20 protein-coding genes are annotated in these 17085 nt (G+C 40.8%); 4 read left to right on the forward strand and 16 right to left on the reverse strand.

Features of this window, described 5'->3' with window-relative positions; translation table 11 throughout:
• Positions 1 to 6 precede the first annotated feature (6 nt).
• Entirely contained in the window at positions 7 to 750 is a 744-nt protein-coding gene (locus C6Y07_RS12915) for a hypothetical protein (protein ID WP_106156805.1), read from the reverse strand.
• Between the two features lie 248 nt (positions 751 to 998).
• On the opposite strand from C6Y07_RS12915, the gene C6Y07_RS12920 reads away from it, so the two are divergent.
• The 3 genes from C6Y07_RS12920 to C6Y07_RS12930 are packed head-to-tail and all read left to right on the forward strand — an operon-like array spanning position 999 to position 2900.
• Positions 999 to 1847 (forward strand): ParA family protein, encoded by an 849-nt coding sequence (locus C6Y07_RS12920; protein WP_106156807.1) that lies wholly within the window; start codon positions 999 to 1001, stop codon positions 1845 to 1847.
• On the forward strand, positions 1844 to 2212 hold the full coding sequence (locus tag C6Y07_RS12925) for a hypothetical protein (RefSeq protein ID WP_106156809.1): 369 nt from the start codon (positions 1844 to 1846) through the stop codon (positions 2210 to 2212). The genes C6Y07_RS12920 and C6Y07_RS12925 overlap by 4 nt, the downstream gene beginning before the upstream one ends.
• Position 2213: 1 nt before the next feature.
• On the forward strand, positions 2214 to 2900 hold the full coding sequence (locus C6Y07_RS12930; RefSeq protein WP_106156810.1) for a hypothetical protein: 687 nt from the start codon (positions 2214 to 2216) through the stop codon (positions 2898 to 2900).
• A gap of 27 nt (positions 2901 to 2927) precedes the next feature.
• Here the strand turns inward: C6Y07_RS12930 and C6Y07_RS12935 are convergent, their stop codons facing one another.
• The 14 genes from C6Y07_RS12935 to C6Y07_RS13000 form a co-directional block, all read right to left on the reverse strand.
• Entirely contained in the window at positions 2928 to 3740 is an 813-nt protein-coding gene (locus C6Y07_RS12935) for a peptidoglycan recognition protein family protein (RefSeq protein WP_106156953.1), read from the reverse strand.
• 169 nt (positions 3741 to 3909) lie between these two features.
• A complete protein-coding gene (locus C6Y07_RS12940; RefSeq protein ID WP_106156812.1) occupies positions 3910 to 4098 on the reverse strand; it encodes an XkdX family protein in 189 nt (62 codons plus the stop codon).
• Positions 4088 to 4435: an XkdW family protein gene (locus C6Y07_RS12945; protein WP_106156813.1), complete on the reverse strand. Its 348-nt coding sequence runs from the start codon at positions 4433 to 4435 to the stop codon at positions 4088 to 4090. The genes C6Y07_RS12940 and C6Y07_RS12945 overlap by 11 nt, the downstream gene beginning before the upstream one ends.
• A 10-nt stretch (positions 4436 to 4445) precedes the next feature.
• Positions 4446 to 5639 carry a hypothetical protein gene (locus C6Y07_RS12950; RefSeq protein WP_106156815.1) on the reverse strand — a complete coding sequence of 398 codons (1194 nt, stop codon included), beginning with the start codon at positions 5637 to 5639 and terminating at the stop codon, positions 4446 to 4448.
• Positions 5640 to 5656: 17 nt separating this feature from the next.
• On the reverse strand, positions 5657 to 6040 hold the full coding sequence (locus tag C6Y07_RS12955) for a phage tail-collar fiber domain-containing protein (protein WP_106065091.1): 384 nt from the start codon (positions 6038 to 6040) through the stop codon (positions 5657 to 5659).
• A 12-nt stretch (positions 6041 to 6052) separates the two neighbouring features.
• The gene (locus tag C6Y07_RS19330; RefSeq protein ID WP_106156817.1) at positions 6053 to 6976 is read right to left on the reverse strand and encodes a YmfQ family protein; all 924 of its coding nucleotides are present in this window, start codon (positions 6974 to 6976) and stop codon (positions 6053 to 6055) included.
• The gene (locus C6Y07_RS12965) at positions 6963 to 8009 is read right to left on the reverse strand and encodes a baseplate J/gp47 family protein (RefSeq protein WP_106156819.1); all 1047 of its coding nucleotides are present in this window, start codon (positions 8007 to 8009) and stop codon (positions 6963 to 6965) included. Before C6Y07_RS12965 ends, C6Y07_RS19330 begins: the two co-directional genes overlap by 14 nt.
• Positions 8002 to 8430 carry a DUF2634 domain-containing protein gene (locus C6Y07_RS12970; protein ID WP_106156820.1) on the reverse strand — a complete coding sequence of 143 codons (429 nt, stop codon included), beginning with the start codon at positions 8428 to 8430 and terminating at the stop codon, positions 8002 to 8004. Before C6Y07_RS12970 ends, C6Y07_RS12965 begins: the two co-directional genes overlap by 8 nt.
• A complete protein-coding gene (locus tag C6Y07_RS12975) occupies positions 8430 to 8711 on the reverse strand; it encodes a DUF2577 family protein (RefSeq protein ID WP_106156822.1) in 282 nt (93 codons plus the stop codon). Before C6Y07_RS12975 ends, C6Y07_RS12970 begins: the two co-directional genes overlap by 1 nt.
• Positions 8708 to 9799 (reverse strand): XkdQ/YqbQ family protein, encoded by a 1092-nt coding sequence (locus C6Y07_RS12980; protein ID WP_106156824.1) that lies wholly within the window; start codon positions 9797 to 9799, stop codon positions 8708 to 8710. The genes C6Y07_RS12975 and C6Y07_RS12980 overlap by 4 nt, the downstream gene beginning before the upstream one ends.
• A gap of 11 nt (positions 9800 to 9810) precedes the next feature.
• Complete coding sequence (locus tag C6Y07_RS12985; protein ID WP_087977383.1) at positions 9811 to 10473, reverse strand: LysM peptidoglycan-binding domain-containing protein; 663 nt, start codon at positions 10471 to 10473, stop codon at positions 9811 to 9813.
• Positions 10466 to 15430 carry a transglycosylase SLT domain-containing protein gene (locus tag C6Y07_RS12990; RefSeq protein WP_106156826.1) on the reverse strand — a complete coding sequence of 1655 codons (4965 nt, stop codon included), beginning with the start codon at positions 15428 to 15430 and terminating at the stop codon, positions 10466 to 10468. The genes C6Y07_RS12985 and C6Y07_RS12990 overlap by 8 nt, the downstream gene beginning before the upstream one ends.
• A gap of 3 nt (positions 15431 to 15433) precedes the next feature.
• Entirely contained in the window at positions 15434 to 15580 is a 147-nt protein-coding gene (locus tag C6Y07_RS12995) for a hypothetical protein (protein ID WP_106156954.1), read from the reverse strand.
• A 29-nt stretch (positions 15581 to 15609) separates the two neighbouring features.
• Positions 15610 to 16059, reverse strand: coding sequence for a phage tail assembly chaperone (locus C6Y07_RS13000; RefSeq protein ID WP_106156828.1), 450 nt, complete (start codon positions 16057 to 16059; stop codon positions 15610 to 15612).
• A 164-nt stretch (positions 16060 to 16223) separates the two neighbouring features.
• Between C6Y07_RS13000 and C6Y07_RS13005 the strand changes: the two genes are divergently transcribed.
• Positions 16224 to 16331, forward strand: a complete 108-nt coding sequence (locus C6Y07_RS13005) for a putative holin-like toxin (RefSeq protein ID WP_082179342.1) — start codon at positions 16224 to 16226, stop codon at positions 16329 to 16331.
• 309 nt (positions 16332 to 16640) lie between these two features.
• Here C6Y07_RS13005 and C6Y07_RS13010 read toward each other — a convergent pair whose 3' ends face one another.
• Positions 16641 to 17084 (reverse strand): phage tail tube protein, encoded by a 444-nt coding sequence (locus tag C6Y07_RS13010; protein WP_025092909.1) that lies wholly within the window; start codon positions 17082 to 17084, stop codon positions 16641 to 16643.
• Position 17085 lies beyond the last annotated feature (1 nt).

Here is a 17085-nt window from a genome sequence, read left to right on the forward strand (position 1 = left end):
AAAACATTAGTCGTGGTATTGATAAGGAACTTTCTTTTTCTTTAAATATTCTCTTAAATTTTTAGTTGCTCCTATTTTACCAGTTTTAGCACTTTTAAAAAAGTGCCACTTCACTCCATCCACTTGACCAGCCTTTCTTAAAGCTACATCTTTGTCAATCTGTTTTCTTACAAAATTTGATAGACTTGTGTAACCAACTTTTGATTCATGTGCCACTCTTGTACTTGGAACATAAGCGTCCACAATTCTTTTCTCTTTTACCCATTTACCTTTTTTGTGATCATATACTCGAACATTTTTATATACCTTATGCCCAACTCCACCTACATAATCATTTAGGAATTTTTCACCCGCTGCTCCAGATTTAAAACCTTTTGCAGGAAGCTTAGGTTTTGCTGTTGGTTTTGGTGTTGGTTTTGGCTTTGGTACAATGGAACCACCTCCACCGCCGCCTCCGATACGACCTCCGTTAAAACCACCTCTATCCCAAGATTGAGTAGTTATTTTAATACTTTTTAGTTCTTCTTCGCTTAGAGCACTTTCATCTGAGTTTTCTTCCACTCCTTGAATTTCTTCAAGTTCTTCTTCAGCATCAGCATCATTATCTTCTTCAAGAATCACACTACTATCTTCTAAATAAACCTCATCTTCGTCTTGACCGACAGCTTTCACTTGTGGAATAAAACCTGTAACACCTACAAACAATGAAAATATTAATAGCAAACTTAAAACCTTTTTAGTAATTTTCACCTAATAATCCTCCTATTTATGTAATCTAAAGCTCCTTTAGTATAGTTTTACTTTAAATTCAAATAAACACTTTATAGGATATTTAAGGTAAATTTAAGGATGTTTTTATAGTCCGCAGATATTACTAATCAATATATTCACATCTGATAAAATACATTTTTTAATATTATTCGACATTTTTTTTAAGCATTCGACATTCTATATGTGATATAAGTAATTAAAAAAATACATAAAAAGGGGTATCAATCATGAATAAAATGGGTAAAGTTATTTCCTTCATCAATATGAAAGGTGGAGTAGGTAAAACAACCCTCTGCATAGGTATGGGAGAGTATTTAGCTAATTATATGGATAAAAAAATCTTATTTATCGATGTTGATCCGCAATTTAACACCACTCAAACTTTATTAGATTTATTAAATCTCGAAGATGAATACATGAATGAATACAGACATAATAAATCTATTAGAAAGCTTTTTCAAACACAAGAAACAATAAGTCACAAACTTGCTTTCCCTGAACCATCTGAAATTATAATAAGCAGCAATGAATATCCAAACATCCACCTTATTTGTGGTAATATTGACTTGATATTTGACGATAATCAAAATGATGGATCAAAATCTAGGCGAATTAAAAAATTCATTAAAGATTTCGCTTTAAAAGAAGAGTATGACTATATTTTTATAGATTGCCCACCGACAATTTCATTTTACACAGATGCCGCTCTAAAAGCTTCAGATTTTTATATTGTCCCTAACAGAATAGACCGGTACTCTATACTAGGAATCAAATTATTAAAACAGGTTATCGACCGACTTAAATTCGATGAAGATTTAAACCTTCATCCACTCGGAATTGTATACACTATGGTTGATAATATGAACAGACAAAAAGTTCAGAAACTAAGAGAAACCTTTGAGTCTTCCGATATTGTTAAAGAAATTGATCTTTTTGATTCCTTTACCCATCTGGTAAATGATCTAACTGTTGGATATCAAGGTAATATTGCATCTCGTTATAAGAAGTCTGAAGATGACATTAAAAACATATGTATTGAATTTCTTACGAAAATAGAGGGGAGAGAGACTGAATGAGCTCTCAATTACAAATGGATAAATACCTCAACAGGCTTTTATATGAATCCGTTGATTCTATAGAAGTCTTAGGAATAAGCATAGCTCTAATTTATTCAAAAGAAATTTTCAAAAAAAACGAAGACCTTAAAAATTTTCTTATTAAAGTGTTCGATTTACAGTTTCTCCCTTACGTTATGAAATCAAGAACTTTAATTGCAGCTAGAGTATCAAGAACACTCGTAAAATTAAATGATGAAGAAATACATAAAATTAAATTAAAAATCCTGGAATACTTTAAATCCGATCAGGAATCGGATAAAGTTAAATCTTCAAAAAGAAACACTGCTAATGAAAAAATGAAGAAATGGTTAGAAGGACTTTGATATGGAATTAACTCTAAATTCTCAAGCAATACCTGACTTAAAAGCTGAAATAAATAATTTTTTAGCCCTAGTGTGTTCTAAAAAGGCCCTCCCCCAACAACCAGAATTGGTATCAATCTCAAAATTAATAATTGTTTCAAAAACAGTTATTGATCATTTACCATCAAATCATTATAGAAGTTCATTTTTTCATGATTTACTTTCTTTAATGCACTCATTATCTAGTAGCAATTCTATAAGATATTACAATTTTGTTCTTAGATCGCTTTTAGAGAATTTTCATAGATGTATGCTGAAGCTCGGTAATTCAGATGAGACCGGAGTTAATGAATTGTTTAGACAAAATACAACGCAATTCGCTACTGATGTTAGAACTAAGCAGCTTTTCGATTATCTATCTGGAGAGTATGGAAAATGTTGTTTAGTAGTTCATAGCAATATAAAAGCTCACAATAATATTCATAAATATTTTTGTGAAACGATTCAAAATGATGATTTCACTCTACAAGTTTTAAAGACTGTTATTAATAACATTAAAAATATCCTAACTAGTATGATTGAATTGCTAATCATTGTTCATCCTGGCATTCTAGAGAATTCTTTCTATAGACGTAAACAAGAATTAAATTATCTTCTCGGAAAAAGACTTTATAATATTTTCAAGCTCAAACTAAAAGAATTAACTTAGGGCTCATCCAAACGGATGAGCTCGTCCTTATTTTAATAATGATTTAAGTTTTACTCTTGTTTTAGGCCCATAAATGCCATCAGCAACAAGACCATGCATGAGCTGGAACCGCTTGACCGCATTCGCAGTTTTGGGTCCATAGTAGCCATCAATCCCGTTGTTTTTTGCTCCTTTATCGGGGTAGTAATACACAGCAGCCAGAGCTTCCTGCAATGCTTTTACTCCAGCGCCCTTTGTCACAGGCTTGGTTACTTTAATAATGCCAGATGGCAAGTTAAATGATTTTTTAGGTTTACTCGCTTTTGGCTTTGATGACGTATTTTTGACAGGTGTCGCTTTCACCGGCTTCGCTGTTGCCTTTTTCCCTGTATGAGCGGTTGCAATACCCGCTTTGAAGCTATTCCAACGATTAAGCAGCTTGCGAGGACAATTTTTTCCGCTCCATCTCTTATGAGGCACAACGTTTTCCAATGGAATGCCTTGTTCTGTCATCAGCTTCCGAATAAGCCATTGAGCATTTTCAACCGCTTTTTCAAAATTGCCGTCTGCGTTTTCACAAATCTCAATTCCAATTGACTTCATGTTTCCGGTTCCTCGTCCATCTCCTGCATGCCATCCGTTTTCGTTCAACGGGAGATGTTGATAAATGACTTTATCATCCACTGTAAAGTGCCAGCTTGTAGCTGTATTAGGTTTTTTCACATAATTGACATGACGCAAAGCGTTTGCTCCTTTGTCAGTGTTGGCTGTATTGTGGACCGTAATATATAGAGGTTTCATTTTGTTTCCTGGGCGGTTCCTGTTGCTTTTCGGAATTAAATCTTTAATGATTTTTACCACGTTCATCGTCTCCTTTTGGTGTATTAAAAAGAGCCACCTCAGCACCCAACAAAAAAGAACCGCAAAGGGTCCCTGTGTCATCAAATATTGAGCCAAATCCATTTCCACCATACTCACCTACTCCTCCACTTTGTCCACCTCCTTAAAGAAGGCAAAATAAAAAGCCTTTCTACTCGGCTTCTGGCGTTTTGTATACTTCACCGGTTATTTCTTTGTATTGATCATGTGTAACATATTCCTCTTGAACGCCCTCTTCTAGTTCTTCAATTGAACAATCCTTAAACGACATTGCTTGTTTAACCATTTCAGTAGTGGCCCATTTATAAAATAACGCTAACACCCAGAAATTAAGATTCATCTGTAAACCCTCCCTTTAATTTAAGGATTTCTATTCGCATTTCTGCAAGCTGCTGCCCTAACGTTGCATTTACTCTTTCTGTCTGTTGGCGAGCGATTTTTTCTTTCGCTAACTGTTCTCCAATAAGAAGCAATTGTTTTTCAACCTGAGTCATAGGCTGTTCATTGTCTAATTTCAAATACTCTTGCCATGCAGCATCCAACTCTTCATCTGAAGGTATAGGTTCGGCTAATAACCACTTGTCTATAAATTGTCCTTCTCCATCATCCCGAACCGAATAATCCTCACCTAGTTCCGCATTTGGGTATAAATATTTGATCGCTAGCGCCTTATTCATTTTTTCCCTCCTATCTCAATTGAGACATCGTTACATAAGCTGTGTTTATTGATACTGTTTTGTTGGTCCCTCTTGGCGTTATATAGAAAGTTACCTTATCTCCAGCTTTAAATTTTTGTAATAAATAAAGCACGCACGTACTTGATGATGTCGCTGGATTCCAGTTTCCGAACCTCTGGTATTCTGATCCGTTGACATAACAGGCCAAGATATTATCTGATCCGACTGTGATGTTAGTGCTAGTGATATAAAGCCTGATCAAATAAAGACCACTGTTTTTCAATGTGATTTCAGCACGAGAGCGGTTATACTCTGATAAATCATCCGCTCGTGTTGCGCCAAAAACAAGCTTTGTTGCAACATTTTCAGCGGCTGAAACAGATGAATTATCTTGATCATAAGTATCAACAAAGGTGCTGTTTGCAACATCTTCTACGGTCAGCGTTTTTTTCCAGCCTCTAAATCCTTGAGCGTGGAACGTTCCAATCCAAGTAATATTATCAAATGACCTTGTGACAATGATTCTTTTGTAATTAATTTCATTTTGAACATATGCTGTTTCTAAAACTTCAACATAATAAAAACTCGTATCATTTTCTACTGGAGCATTAAGGAGTTGAGCTCCCATATACGACCCGGTCGGTAAAGTGAATATATCAGTACCATTTGGAACCCTTGCAATTCTTCCATCGTTTGGTGTGAGCCTATATAACTGACCATTATTCCATTTATTCCTTTCGGCAACTGACGGCAGCTGCGTCCAAGTGATTGATATATGGCTAGAATTATAGTAGAAGTAATACGCATTACCTGACGTATCTATCGCAAAACCAGTTCCGATATTGTTTTGGCCAACAGTCTGTATTCCTCTCAAATAGGCATTGCTGGGCGCTGGTGAATCTTCTACACCTGGGGATGCAATGAAAGTACAGGTCCCTTTGTCCTTAATCGCATCATAAATATTTTTGTCAGCTGGAACAGAGATCAAGTATTTGCCGTCATCAGCTGTGATTTTATATAACTGCGATTCATTCCATTTCTTCTTCTCTGCTTCAGATGAATGTGGCTGAGCATCGCCAATATGTTCTATGATCTGATCTAACAGTCCAGAGTCATTTTCAAGCAACACTTTAACCATGTCATTGAACAGATCCGCATGAGCCTTGTCACTTGTTTCAAACACTTTAGGAGATTTAATATCCATCGATGAGCACTCCTTTCCTAGTAAATATCATCAATCTCAAAGATGAATTCAATGTCACCATCTTTTTGCTTGTCTGTCATGGTGCGGATGGCCGTAAACTTTCCATCTTCATCAACAAGAGCCAATTCGTTGATGACTTCTCCAGCAAGCTCCCCTTCAGCGATCGTGCATGTGTACCGGATCTTCGCTGGTTCCATGAACTTATAGGAATCAATGTCCTTTTGAACAAGCTCACTCTTTAATTCTTGTTCTGTTCCATCCAAGGAGATTGGCTTTCCGTCCTTCGTTCCTCCATTGCCAAAAGCCATCTTAACCACCTTCGTGAGCTTCGTCCCTTCCGCTCTAGCCTTCGCCATTTGTTGGCGAGCATAAAGCGTTGTAACGGTTAATTGATCAGCCATTATGATCCTCCTTTATAAATCTATTTGTTTGGACGTCGCAGCTAGATATTTTGAACCGTCTAGCGGTACTGATCCATCAAGCGTCCAATATTTTTGCTTAATGATTACACTTCCGCTTTGCTCATTTGATACATGAGCAGCCATGCGAAATGTCATTTTCTTTTTTTCTTTCCTAACATGATTGAAGCGTGATCGAAGTGTGAGAGCTGCTTGTTGATCCGTTTCATGTTTGGCTCCTACCATGACATATCTTGTACGGCCAGAAACTTTCATTTCTTTTTTGAGCTTCATGGCCATCTTTAAAGATTGCCTGAAGCGCACTGGAATATCTGTTGAATTGCGAGATCCGCTAAGATAAAACGTACCATTTAATAAAAATTCACCATTGAGTAAGATGGGAATGTGATCAAAAAAGCCCACTCTGCTGCGCAGTGTGAGCCTGTTATGATAGTCTTTAATTTCTTTTACATCCGTATGATGAACGCTTGTGAATTTGTAAGCCAAATGAGCTGGCTTCAAGTTTTCAAGCGTTTCTACAATATACCTGGTATTTTGCAGGTCATCCAAATTAACAAGAAGGGAAAAATGATAGCGGCCAGTTGTTAGACGAACCACCGCACTAGGATTCTTTAGAAAGCGATTCACAGCCCTTTCTAAAGATGCGTATGTGATCGGTGGAATATTTGACATGAGATTCAAAATACGTGCCCTTCGCAGCTCAATAGAATCACCTGATTCACGCTGCACCTTCAGCATCCTTTCCCATCGATTAAGCCCCCACGTCGCAGTGAGCGGAAAAAGCTGATCAGTCATATCAAAAATAGAATCATCTAGCCTTTCCATCTCTGGAGCTTCGGATTTCATTAATTCATCAAATTCAGTGATCTCTGTGAGATAAGCAGGAAGGTAAGCTTTCATTTCATCAAGCTTGCTCAATGACGTTCACCTGCCCTAGACGCGGGATTTCAATGTCTTGGAGAGGCAAGTTTTTGGCTTCGCCGTTTATCAAGACATTCGCATAATCAGAGACACTATCCGCATGATATAAAATGTCATTAATCGCTGACATTCTGATCACATTTTCTTCAAAGGCAAGTGATTTCAAGAGGTCCTTGATCTTCTCTTCTATTTCTTGTTGAGCATCTTCAAGTGAATAGTCCATTTTAAGCTCCACTGATAGGGACACCTCAACATCTTTCCACTTAGCACTCTCGATGGTTGCGGTGGCTCCAATCGGTGCTTGGCCTTCCCCTTCGCCCGGAACCGGATCAATGTACTCCTGCACCTTATTGACAAGCAGATCCGTCGCTACATCAAAATTTCCGTCAGTGATGACAACTTTTACTGTCCCTTCACCATTCCAAAGAGGAAAAACCTTTGCTCTGCCAACTCCTTCTACTTCTTCAGCCCACTTTTTATAATGAGCTTTGTTGGCACTGACAGCCTCCCGCCTTGCCCTCATCAAATACCGTTCATACAGAGCTTCATCGTCTTCTTCTTCTTGACCAGGTATTTTCAGCTCCTCAAAAATGACTGATTCTAAACCTGGTATGTTATCCAGTGATAGAAGCGGCAGTTCTGCAAAATTCCCGTTTCCTACAGCACCAGTTGTTTCACACTTCAGCGTGCCGTCAGATTGATATTGAAAATATAGACTGTCAATGTAAAACCTTGAGCCAATTGGTATTCTGATAGTTTTAGGTGTCACACCGACGGACCATACAGCACTTGTGGCCGCTTTACGAGTGATCCCCACTTCAGCAGCTCGTCTATCTAAAAATTCTCCCTGCGCTGTATCCGCAAAGACAAGATCGAATACCTGATCTAGCCATATATAAGATTGAGCAAGTTCGGCAGCTGCAGGAGCCAACGCATTCCATATCACGCTGTTTTCACGTTTATCAATATCATCGGGGATACGTTCCAACATTCGCTCCATAATGGCTTCATATGACTGTTCTTCAAACATCTTCGCCAATCACCTCCTCGATCTCCAAGGTTCCCTCATCTGTCACCACTTCAAATATCACCTTAAAGGCTGCTCCGTCTTTAGTGATCTCAAAATCTTGCACACTTTCAATTCTTTCATCAACAAGAAGTGCTTCTTCAATGAGCCGCGGGATCTCCATCTCCTTGTATTCATCAGTTGCTTCTTCATCAGATACCGATTCCTGCACCTCACAACCAACATCATGGCTGTAGATAGGATGTGCATACCGCTCTGTCCTAAGTGTGATATAAACGAATTGGCGAATGGCATCAAAACCATTGATCTTTTCATTGGTTAGACGTCCTGACTCGAAGTCGATACGGTAGGTGGTTGAAGGTTCAACAATATCCTCTTCGTCCTCATCCAAATCCTCAATCTCTTCTTCAGGTGAAAGAGCCATCATGAACCACCTCCTACTACTTTATCTAAGATGTAAAACGTTTGGCCGCCTGTCATCGCAAGGACCATGACACTATCGCCTTCTTCTAGCTCATCATCTTCCCCCTCATCTAAGCGTGCTGGCCAGATGAGAAGTTCTTCCGGAATGATGAGTTTGTCATTTTCGTTCAGCCTGACATTAAGAGGGGAAACGGACACAACGTCACCGAGCATCAATTCAGTTGGTGATTGTGCATCAACCGCATCGACAGCCAATCGCTTAATTGCCTCGCTTAGTTTCATGTCTGGTTCCCCGTTGGGATCGTATTCTTTTCAACGACATCAATCGTCATGGTGTGTTTAACCCCTTTGAATTCGTGACTATCTTGATCGATCCAGTACGTTTTTTTGATACCGATATCAGGAATGATGATGCGTATTGGCATGCCGCTTTGTAATCCAGGAATACCTAGAGCTTGAATACTTTTGAGTTCTTTTTTTACGCCCTTTTTCTGTGAGAGCCGAACATCAGCCCTCTTTTGCAGCTGTGCTTGGTTGATCTCCCCTGACACTCTTTCAACGTGCTGAAGGATGCCGTATTTACTTCTAGCAGCACTATCATTCGCCACAGCCAGCATCTCAATATCTTTCTTTTGAGTGACAGTTTTCGGCTTCGTGGTTTTAGTCGTTTTCTTATCTTTTTCTTTATCTGTAGACTTCGATTTCTTTTTTTCCTTCTTTAAAACTTTAATTTTTTCCACTCGTGTAGCTCTCATCTTCACACGAGTGGCCGTTTCCTCAATCGAGGTGCTGTACTGATAATCAATGAGATTCATGCCTGATTCAATGACCCATACTTCGGACGGATCAGGCCAAGCTCTCAGCCCCATCTTTCCTTTAGCAGAATAGATTTGATAGTTACGCCCTGTTTGCTTCTTTGTTTCTTTCAACGCCTGCAGGATGATGTCATAAAGGCTTGTATCGTTTTTGAATACAAGTGATTTAATGACATGGCCAGTGTTAGCGATCGACGTCATCGGGATCTGAAAATCTTGACCAAGTCTCTTCATAATTTGATCAGCCCTTTTATTTGCAAAGACATATACATCCTGGTTCTTCACCAAATACTGAAGCATGTCGTAAGCAGTAAAAGTGAGCTTTTCGTCCTTCGGCGTTCTTGCAAACACTGTTCCTCTGAAAAGCTCTTTTCCCTTCCACTTGAAAAGAACCGTGTCACCCTCTTTGATGCTGTAATATTTCTGACTTCCTTGTTTTGTGACGATAGTTGCTTGTATTGATCGGGGAGCTTGATACCTTTGACCACGAAGCGTGACGCTCTCTGTCACAAGCTCATACATGGTCCCGCTCCGCACTGCAAAGAGTTCTATCAATCGGATCACCCCTATTGTGGTATTTTTAATTTTTGACCAGGGAAAATCCAATGCCCTGGTTGTCTAATATTGCGTCTACTTCGTTTGATCATCGCGGCTTTATTCGCATTCCAAATGCGACGCCATTTTGTGCTGTCACCATAGAAGCGACCAGAAATATCCCACAATGTATCACCTTTTTTAACGGTGTACACCTTTGGTGCGCCTTTTGAGCTGCGTTTTTTACTGCTCTTTTTAGCTTTTCGTTTGATTTTTCTAGGTGATGCCGTTTTGTATTCTTTCAGCTGCAGCGTGAATTCACGATCACCAACGTCATACGTACCTTCATTGTGATTGAAACTTTCTATGCTGCATTGCATATTGATTTTGGTTCCAGTAACGATAAAGCGTACAGGCTTTTTTGACTTCATGAATCGCTCTATTTTGGCAATTGCATTCTCTGGTGATGGAATGTTTTTATATTCAGCGATCGGTGTATACTTCTTCGGAAAAAAGGCTGTAAATGAAATTTGACGCGCCCCTGGTACATCCAAGAATGTGAGCTCGCCAAATTTTGATACTTTGATAGATTCATTTTGTACGTTGTTGTTCAGTTCAAGTTTTTCAGGAAGAACAGGGAATCGTAATTTGTCCTTCCCTTGCGAAATCCACAATTGATATTTTGATTTAGCCATCAATCACGACTCCCTTCGTTCCTGTGTTGATTTCATTTTCTAACTCATCAATGAGCATCTGCTTGATCTTCTCTGCAAGGTTTTCTGCGTCTTGGCCATTATGATAATGCTGCTCACCATTAAAATTAATGATGATCTGTTTTGATCCACCTGAAGCAGACGGTGCATTTGCTGTGCCAGCTGTTACTGTTTGCACCTGACCTTGTGAAAGCTCAGATGATGCAGCAGTGGCCGGATCGTATACGTCCATTCCTAAAGCCTGTGCAGCTTGAGCCAACAAGTAGCGACCACGTATGCCACGCTCTTCAGGAATAATCCATTCACGCTTGTTTCCTTCACCGACTCTAGCGATTTGTTCTTGCGTGATTAGACCACCGTTTGCATAACCCTTATATGGTCCACCGTTTCTGATACTTCTCAATCCAGGCGTATTGTACACATTCCCATATCTGCCTTTGATGTAATTGATAGCAGCTGCAGCATTATGGATTGGGTTCCAGATGTCGTTCATGCCGTTGACTTTATTAGAGTTAAAGGTCGGATCAATGGTCTGCATCAATCCTTTAGACGGCGTTCCTCTCTTCGCATTAGAATCCCATAGGTTGATCGCTTTCGGGTTTCCACGTGACTCATTCTGTGCGATCGTCATCAAACCAGGTAGCCAGCTCATTGATGTGCCAGTTGCCATTAGAGCAGCCATGAGCCATTGTTGAACACTCAGGTTAGATGCACCCATTCCGCTAAACGCAGCGATTAAGGAACCCGCTTGATTCTCAGCGAATTTCTTCACGTCAACCGAATCAAGACCTTTAACGACACCGATTGATGCGAATTTCCCAAGGCTCATCATGACACGTGATGGAGAATGAATGTCTAATTCCTCTCTAAACGCCTGCTCTACTTTCTTGGCCATGTCCTTGGCCGCCTGTGTCACTTCACTTCCTTTGGAACGCATGCCGCTGTTAAATGCGTCAATTAGTCCAGCTCCCCATGTAGGTGACTCTTGTCGAGCATTCAAGAAAGGTTGTCTTACATTTTGATCTAAGAATTGACCTGTGCCAGTTGGTGTCATGTTTTGACCTGCAGCAAAGCCGGAGACAGTTTGTGCTCCGTAAAGCGGTGTTGATGCTTGAATTTGAGTAAATGGTTGCTTGATATTAGCTTGTTTCCATTGCTCCATTGAGATGACTTTATTATTTAGTCCCTTCTCGAATTCAGACGTGAACTGTTCCCCGTATTTTGATGCGTTGGCCGCGTCTCCAATTGATATCGAACCACTTGCAGAAGTGGAAACTGATGAAGCAGCAGCCGGTCTCATTGGAGACGATGAGCTTGCTGGAGAGGTTGGTGATGCACCGCTTGGCATAACAGACATTCCAAGATGAGAAGCTGCTTGAGCAAGAAGCATCTTTCCTCGGCCTTTGTTGTTTTCGGTCGGGATGACAAACTCCTTGCCCGCCTCGCCGATCCATGAAAGTGTTGGCTTTGTGATATAACCACCGGTGGCATTATTTGCTGTTTTCTCTTTCTTTTTCAGCTTTGTCTTTTCTTCACCTTTTTTAATAAAGACATTAGCAACTTTCCCACTAACTTCGTTAATTTTACCGAATACATTTCCAACAATATCAAATAGACCTTTCCAGGTGCTGGTTAACTTTTCTGCGTGATCTTTTAGTGGGTTAAAAACATACTTCTCAAACCAGCTACTTACTGTCTTCCAGATACCTTTGATGATTCTCCATGCATCCTGAAATTTTTCCCACACAAAGTTAATCGCTGGCTCTGCATACTTTTTATACGGTTGCCATACATACTCATCAAACCATGTTGCGAGCACCACCCATGATGTTTTAATCCGGTTCCATGTACTGTTAAATTGGTTCCAGATAAACATGATTGCTGGCAAAGCATATGTTATAAACGGCTGCCAAACGAAAGTATCAAACCATACCGCAAATGCGCCCCATACGATTTGAACCCAATTCCAAAACTCAGTTAGTTTATTCCATACCCACACAATGGCTTCAATTGCCACTGATCCAAATGGTTCCCAGACGTAAGTCATGAACCATGCCGAGAAAACGGACCAGGTGATTTGTATCCATTCCCATAATTCGGTGATCTTGTTCCAGACAAGAGTGATCGCAGCAACCGCAACTTGTCCATACGGAGTCCATACATTGTCCATGAACCATGTTGATGCAGCTCCCCATACGGAACTAATCACTTCCCATGCAACGACAAAAACACCAACTACAAAGTTGATGATTGGAACTGCAAAGTTATAAATAGGGAGCCACACGTTGTTCATAAACCAAGAGGAAAGCTGACCCCATTTCTCTGTGATCCATGTCCATGTATCTTCGAAGAACGTTGTAATAGGAGTTAACACATTATCATTGAACCAACCGGAAACAGTGCTCCATGTTTCTTTAATCCATTGGACTGCATTCTCTGCACCTTTGACAAGCCCATCCCATTTCTTCTTGATGGTCCCGTCATCGAACATCTTTCCTATCCAATTACCGAGATCGCCGCCAAAGATGCTCCCTAATACTCCACCGATAGCTGTTCCGATACCAGGGGCGATCATTGTTCCGATTGCCGCTCCACCGATTCCGCCACCTAGATTGCCAGCAAATCCACCGATCTTCTCGCCTTTATTGTCATTATTCATGCCTAGCAGTTCTGTACCTGCTATTGCTGTACCGAGAATAGGGATACGTTTTCCGATGCTCTTTGCACCTTTACCGACTTTACCTAACAATCCACCGCCACGCCCTTGGTTCGGCGTTGTTGGTCGTACTGACTCTCCTCTATTGATCCAAGGCTGACGATATTCAGGAGTTCGTGGGTTCCTCGGCGGTCGCCCTGCTCCTCCAGCTCTACCGATTACACCACCGCTCGTTCCTGCTCCCATCCCGCCTCTTAAACCTTTGCCCCATTTATAGACAGCAAAGGCTCCAGAAAGAATGGATTTGAGCGGCTTTAACAACGTGGCCACTTTCCCCAGGAATGCAAGCGCAAACGCATTGGCAATCAAAGCACCAGCAATTGATCCTTCTCCAGTAAGAGCATTCAAGTTGATCTCACCGATCTTCTTGGTGATACGAATTCCCAATTGCGCTGGATCAAGAGCTTCTAAAAATGATTCGATGAATATCCTTCCTGCTTTGGCTCCTGCATCAGTGAAACTGTCCTCGGATGATTTGTCATCAATACCAAGTAGACCGTTGATCACACCGTTTATGATGCCACCGTATGTCTTCCCGACATTTTCAGCCATCTTAAAAAGACCTGGTTTCCCAGTCTTTTCCCACCACGCTCCAAAAACGTCTTTTGTATTATCTAAGACGAGCTTCCACCGAGTTTCAAAGTCCATGTTTCTGTATTTTTCTAGCTGTTCAAAGTGTTTCTGCAATTTGGGATTGTCCTTAAATTTGACCTTCAGTTCTTTCATTTGCTTCTTGGAAAGTTTTTCTCCAGGGAACAAAATCTTAAACTGATCACCAATGAATCCGAATACGCTTTTGGTCGGATTTAAAAAGCTCTTTGCAAAGGCTTTACCAGCCTTTTCAGCTTTATTGGAAAGGTCGGTCAACACAAAGGAATATTCCCCACGCCATGTCCTGAACGCTTCTAACGCAGGTTGGAACGCAGCTGCAAGTCCTTTACCCCAAGGCATCAAAATAGAGTTGTTGATGAATGATTTGACACCGAGGAATAAGTTGGCCAAGTTGTCCGACATTTTGATCATCATGTCGTTGTATTTGCCAAATTCCTTCGTTACTTCCGGCCATGTCTTAGAGATGTCTTTTCCGCTCTTTGCAAGATTTTCGAGTTTACCTCTGGCATCACCAGAGATAGCCCCCATTTCTTGCAGCGCTGCCGTTGCGTCACCGATAGGACGCCCCGATTTAATGCCGTCATATAAACGCCCCATCCATAGCGCAACTTCGGAAAACGGTCGTTGAACACCTGCAGCAACGTCCCCGACTAGCTTCATTCCTTCAGTCGTAGAAAGGGCATTGCCCGTAAATACTTGGAGAACACGACTTGACTCGAAAATCTCATCACGAGTAAATGGCGTTTGACCAGCAAAGGCCGTCAATTCATCCAGTCGTGCATCTGCTTTTCCTCTGCTACCGAGCAGTGTTTCAAAAGCCGTGGTCATGTTCTGTCGATCCGCCACCATTTTGAGCGGCACAACAATACCGCCTGTTGCACCGGCTCCTACTCCAAGCAAACCAAGCGTACTGGTGACAGCTGACACGATCCCTCTCAATGGCTTTGTGATTAGGTCAAGGACCTTAATTGTGGTTGTGTAAGTCCGTCCTAAATGGGTATTCGCAAATGAGACAGCTCCACGTACCGGAGCGGTGAAACGGTCTATCGCGTTGATCGCCACCCTGTATTCTGTACCCAAGGTATTTCGAGTATAAGACGCTATACGGCTGACTGTACGCCGGACCATATCAACAGCTCTAATGGTATAGCTGTATCCTCGGCCAAGCTGCCGTGCTGCATATGAAGCAATACGATTGATCCCTGCGGTTGCCCGATCATAGACCGTTATGGCAAACCGTTCTACTTTGCCAAACTTTCGATCGATGTAACGACGTAGCCGAACAAGACCTGGTGTTGCCTGATCTTTAATGCGCATCAGCACACTATGAATACGCGGCATCTTGCGCTGCACAAAGCCATTGAACTTTCGTAGAGCTTTTGTGGCCAGATCATTTACTTCAATCGTCAACTGATAAGTTCGAGCAAGGTCACGCAATACGAAACGCTGCACACGTCTTAATGCGATTGTGGCATTGTCCCTGATTCTTAAAGTGATTGGCCGCTCTGATCTGCGGCGCAATCTATCAAGTCGTTCTAGGTCCCCTCTGATCAAACGTAATTTACGCGTGATTCGGTCTTGTAATTCAAACCGAGCTGTCAAACGAGCCATGTCTTATCCCCCTTTCTTTGATTCTTTTTCTAATACTTCGAGTTTGTGGGCTATCAACCCAAACAAAAAGGCCTTGAATTGCCTTGGCGCTTCATAGACCTCTAAGAGTTCAGACGGGGAGTAATGAAGCTCATGCATGCAGTAATACAGATACACAGCCTCTTTGTTCCCGTCTTTTATTAGTTTTTTGCTTCTGTTTCAAGGTCCTCAATTTCATCTTCAAAACCGTTAACCTCAATGGCTTTGTTTAACCAGTTCGCATATTCACCACCGACAGACAGAACACGCTTTGCCACTTCGACTGGATCTTGGGTGCTGTATGCTTCACGCAATTCCTTTGATTTGAAATCAGGATAGATAGTAGATTCAACCGCAATACGTGCGTAGAAACGTTGAGAATCCAAGTCTTTCACACGTCCACGACCTTTAACATTTTTGAAAGTCGTGTTTTCTTTCTCCAGTTCATCGATGCGCTCTGTTGTGATCGCTTTGAATACGAATGGAATCACTTTACCTTCTTTATCAATGAAACGCTTTGAGATAATGGATTTGACTTCTTCCGCTTCTGTTGTTTGTCCTGGCATAAAGAATGAAAGATCATATGTGTTGTTTGTTTGTTTTTCGCTCATGTTTAAAAACTCCCTTTGATTTGTTTTTTTGAATACAAAAAAGCACATCCATTTTTTGAATGTGCTTTCCAATCTTTTCATGTATAATATAACTCGTACAATTTAATTGAACGGCTTACTCAAGGGCGGTCTGGCTCATCCCTGTAAGAAAGGGGGTGAGGCATATGTCAACGTTTGAAGCGATTAGTTTAATGATTGCTTTTGGGATTTATACCCTAAGCATTCTGACTTTAGTCGTGACATTGTTGGCACTTTTTAAAAAGAAAAAATAGACCTCCCTTGAGCTCCGCTAAAAGTTAAAGGGTAAAGTCTATTTTCAAAAAGATTTTTCTGCCTTCGGAATAAGCCAGCCCTCTTGATGGGCCAAAAATTGTACATTAGAGTCAGGATGTTTGCGCATCCTGGCTTCTTTTTATTTTATGCAAATTGCTTTGCATGTAAACACGTTTTCTTATTTAAGACACTGTGTAATCTTGTTTAAAGGATTACGGATAAGCGTATTACAGAATCCTGTAATTTGAATTCATTATAACATAACGATAATTTTTTAAACAAAAAAATGTTTACTTTTTTATCTCCGTTTAGAATGTATCCTTCAGCTTCTCAGGAAGGTCGAAATCCTCAAACGTGAAAGGAACCTCTTCTTCAAGTGCTTCTGAATCCACATCAAGCCCCGCGATCTTTGCAGAATCAAAGTTCACATCAAACAATGTGACACGCTCTGTGCCGCGGCCGGATGATTTGTCATCTAGTACAGCTTGAATGGTGAAGTACGGATCTTGTCCTTTTTTTACATAGTTCAGCATCAACTGTACGAAACGCGATGTGACTTTATAGAAAGTCGCTGTGCCGGTACCATTCGCACCGGTTGTCTTGTGACCGGTCATACGACGACCCATGACATTGACCTCTGATTTGTTTTTCTCCACGTTTGCTTCGAAGGTTTTGATAAATGCCAATTCCTCACCATCGAGGAATAAGCGTCCTTCCTTACCTGAAATGGTATTCTGCGCTTTAAAAGCCATC

Origin of the sequence: Bacillus sp. LNXM12-1 (assembly GCF_003004375.1) — a bacterium.
Classification (GTDB): domain Bacteria; phylum Bacillota; class Bacilli; order Bacillales; family Bacillaceae; genus Bacillus.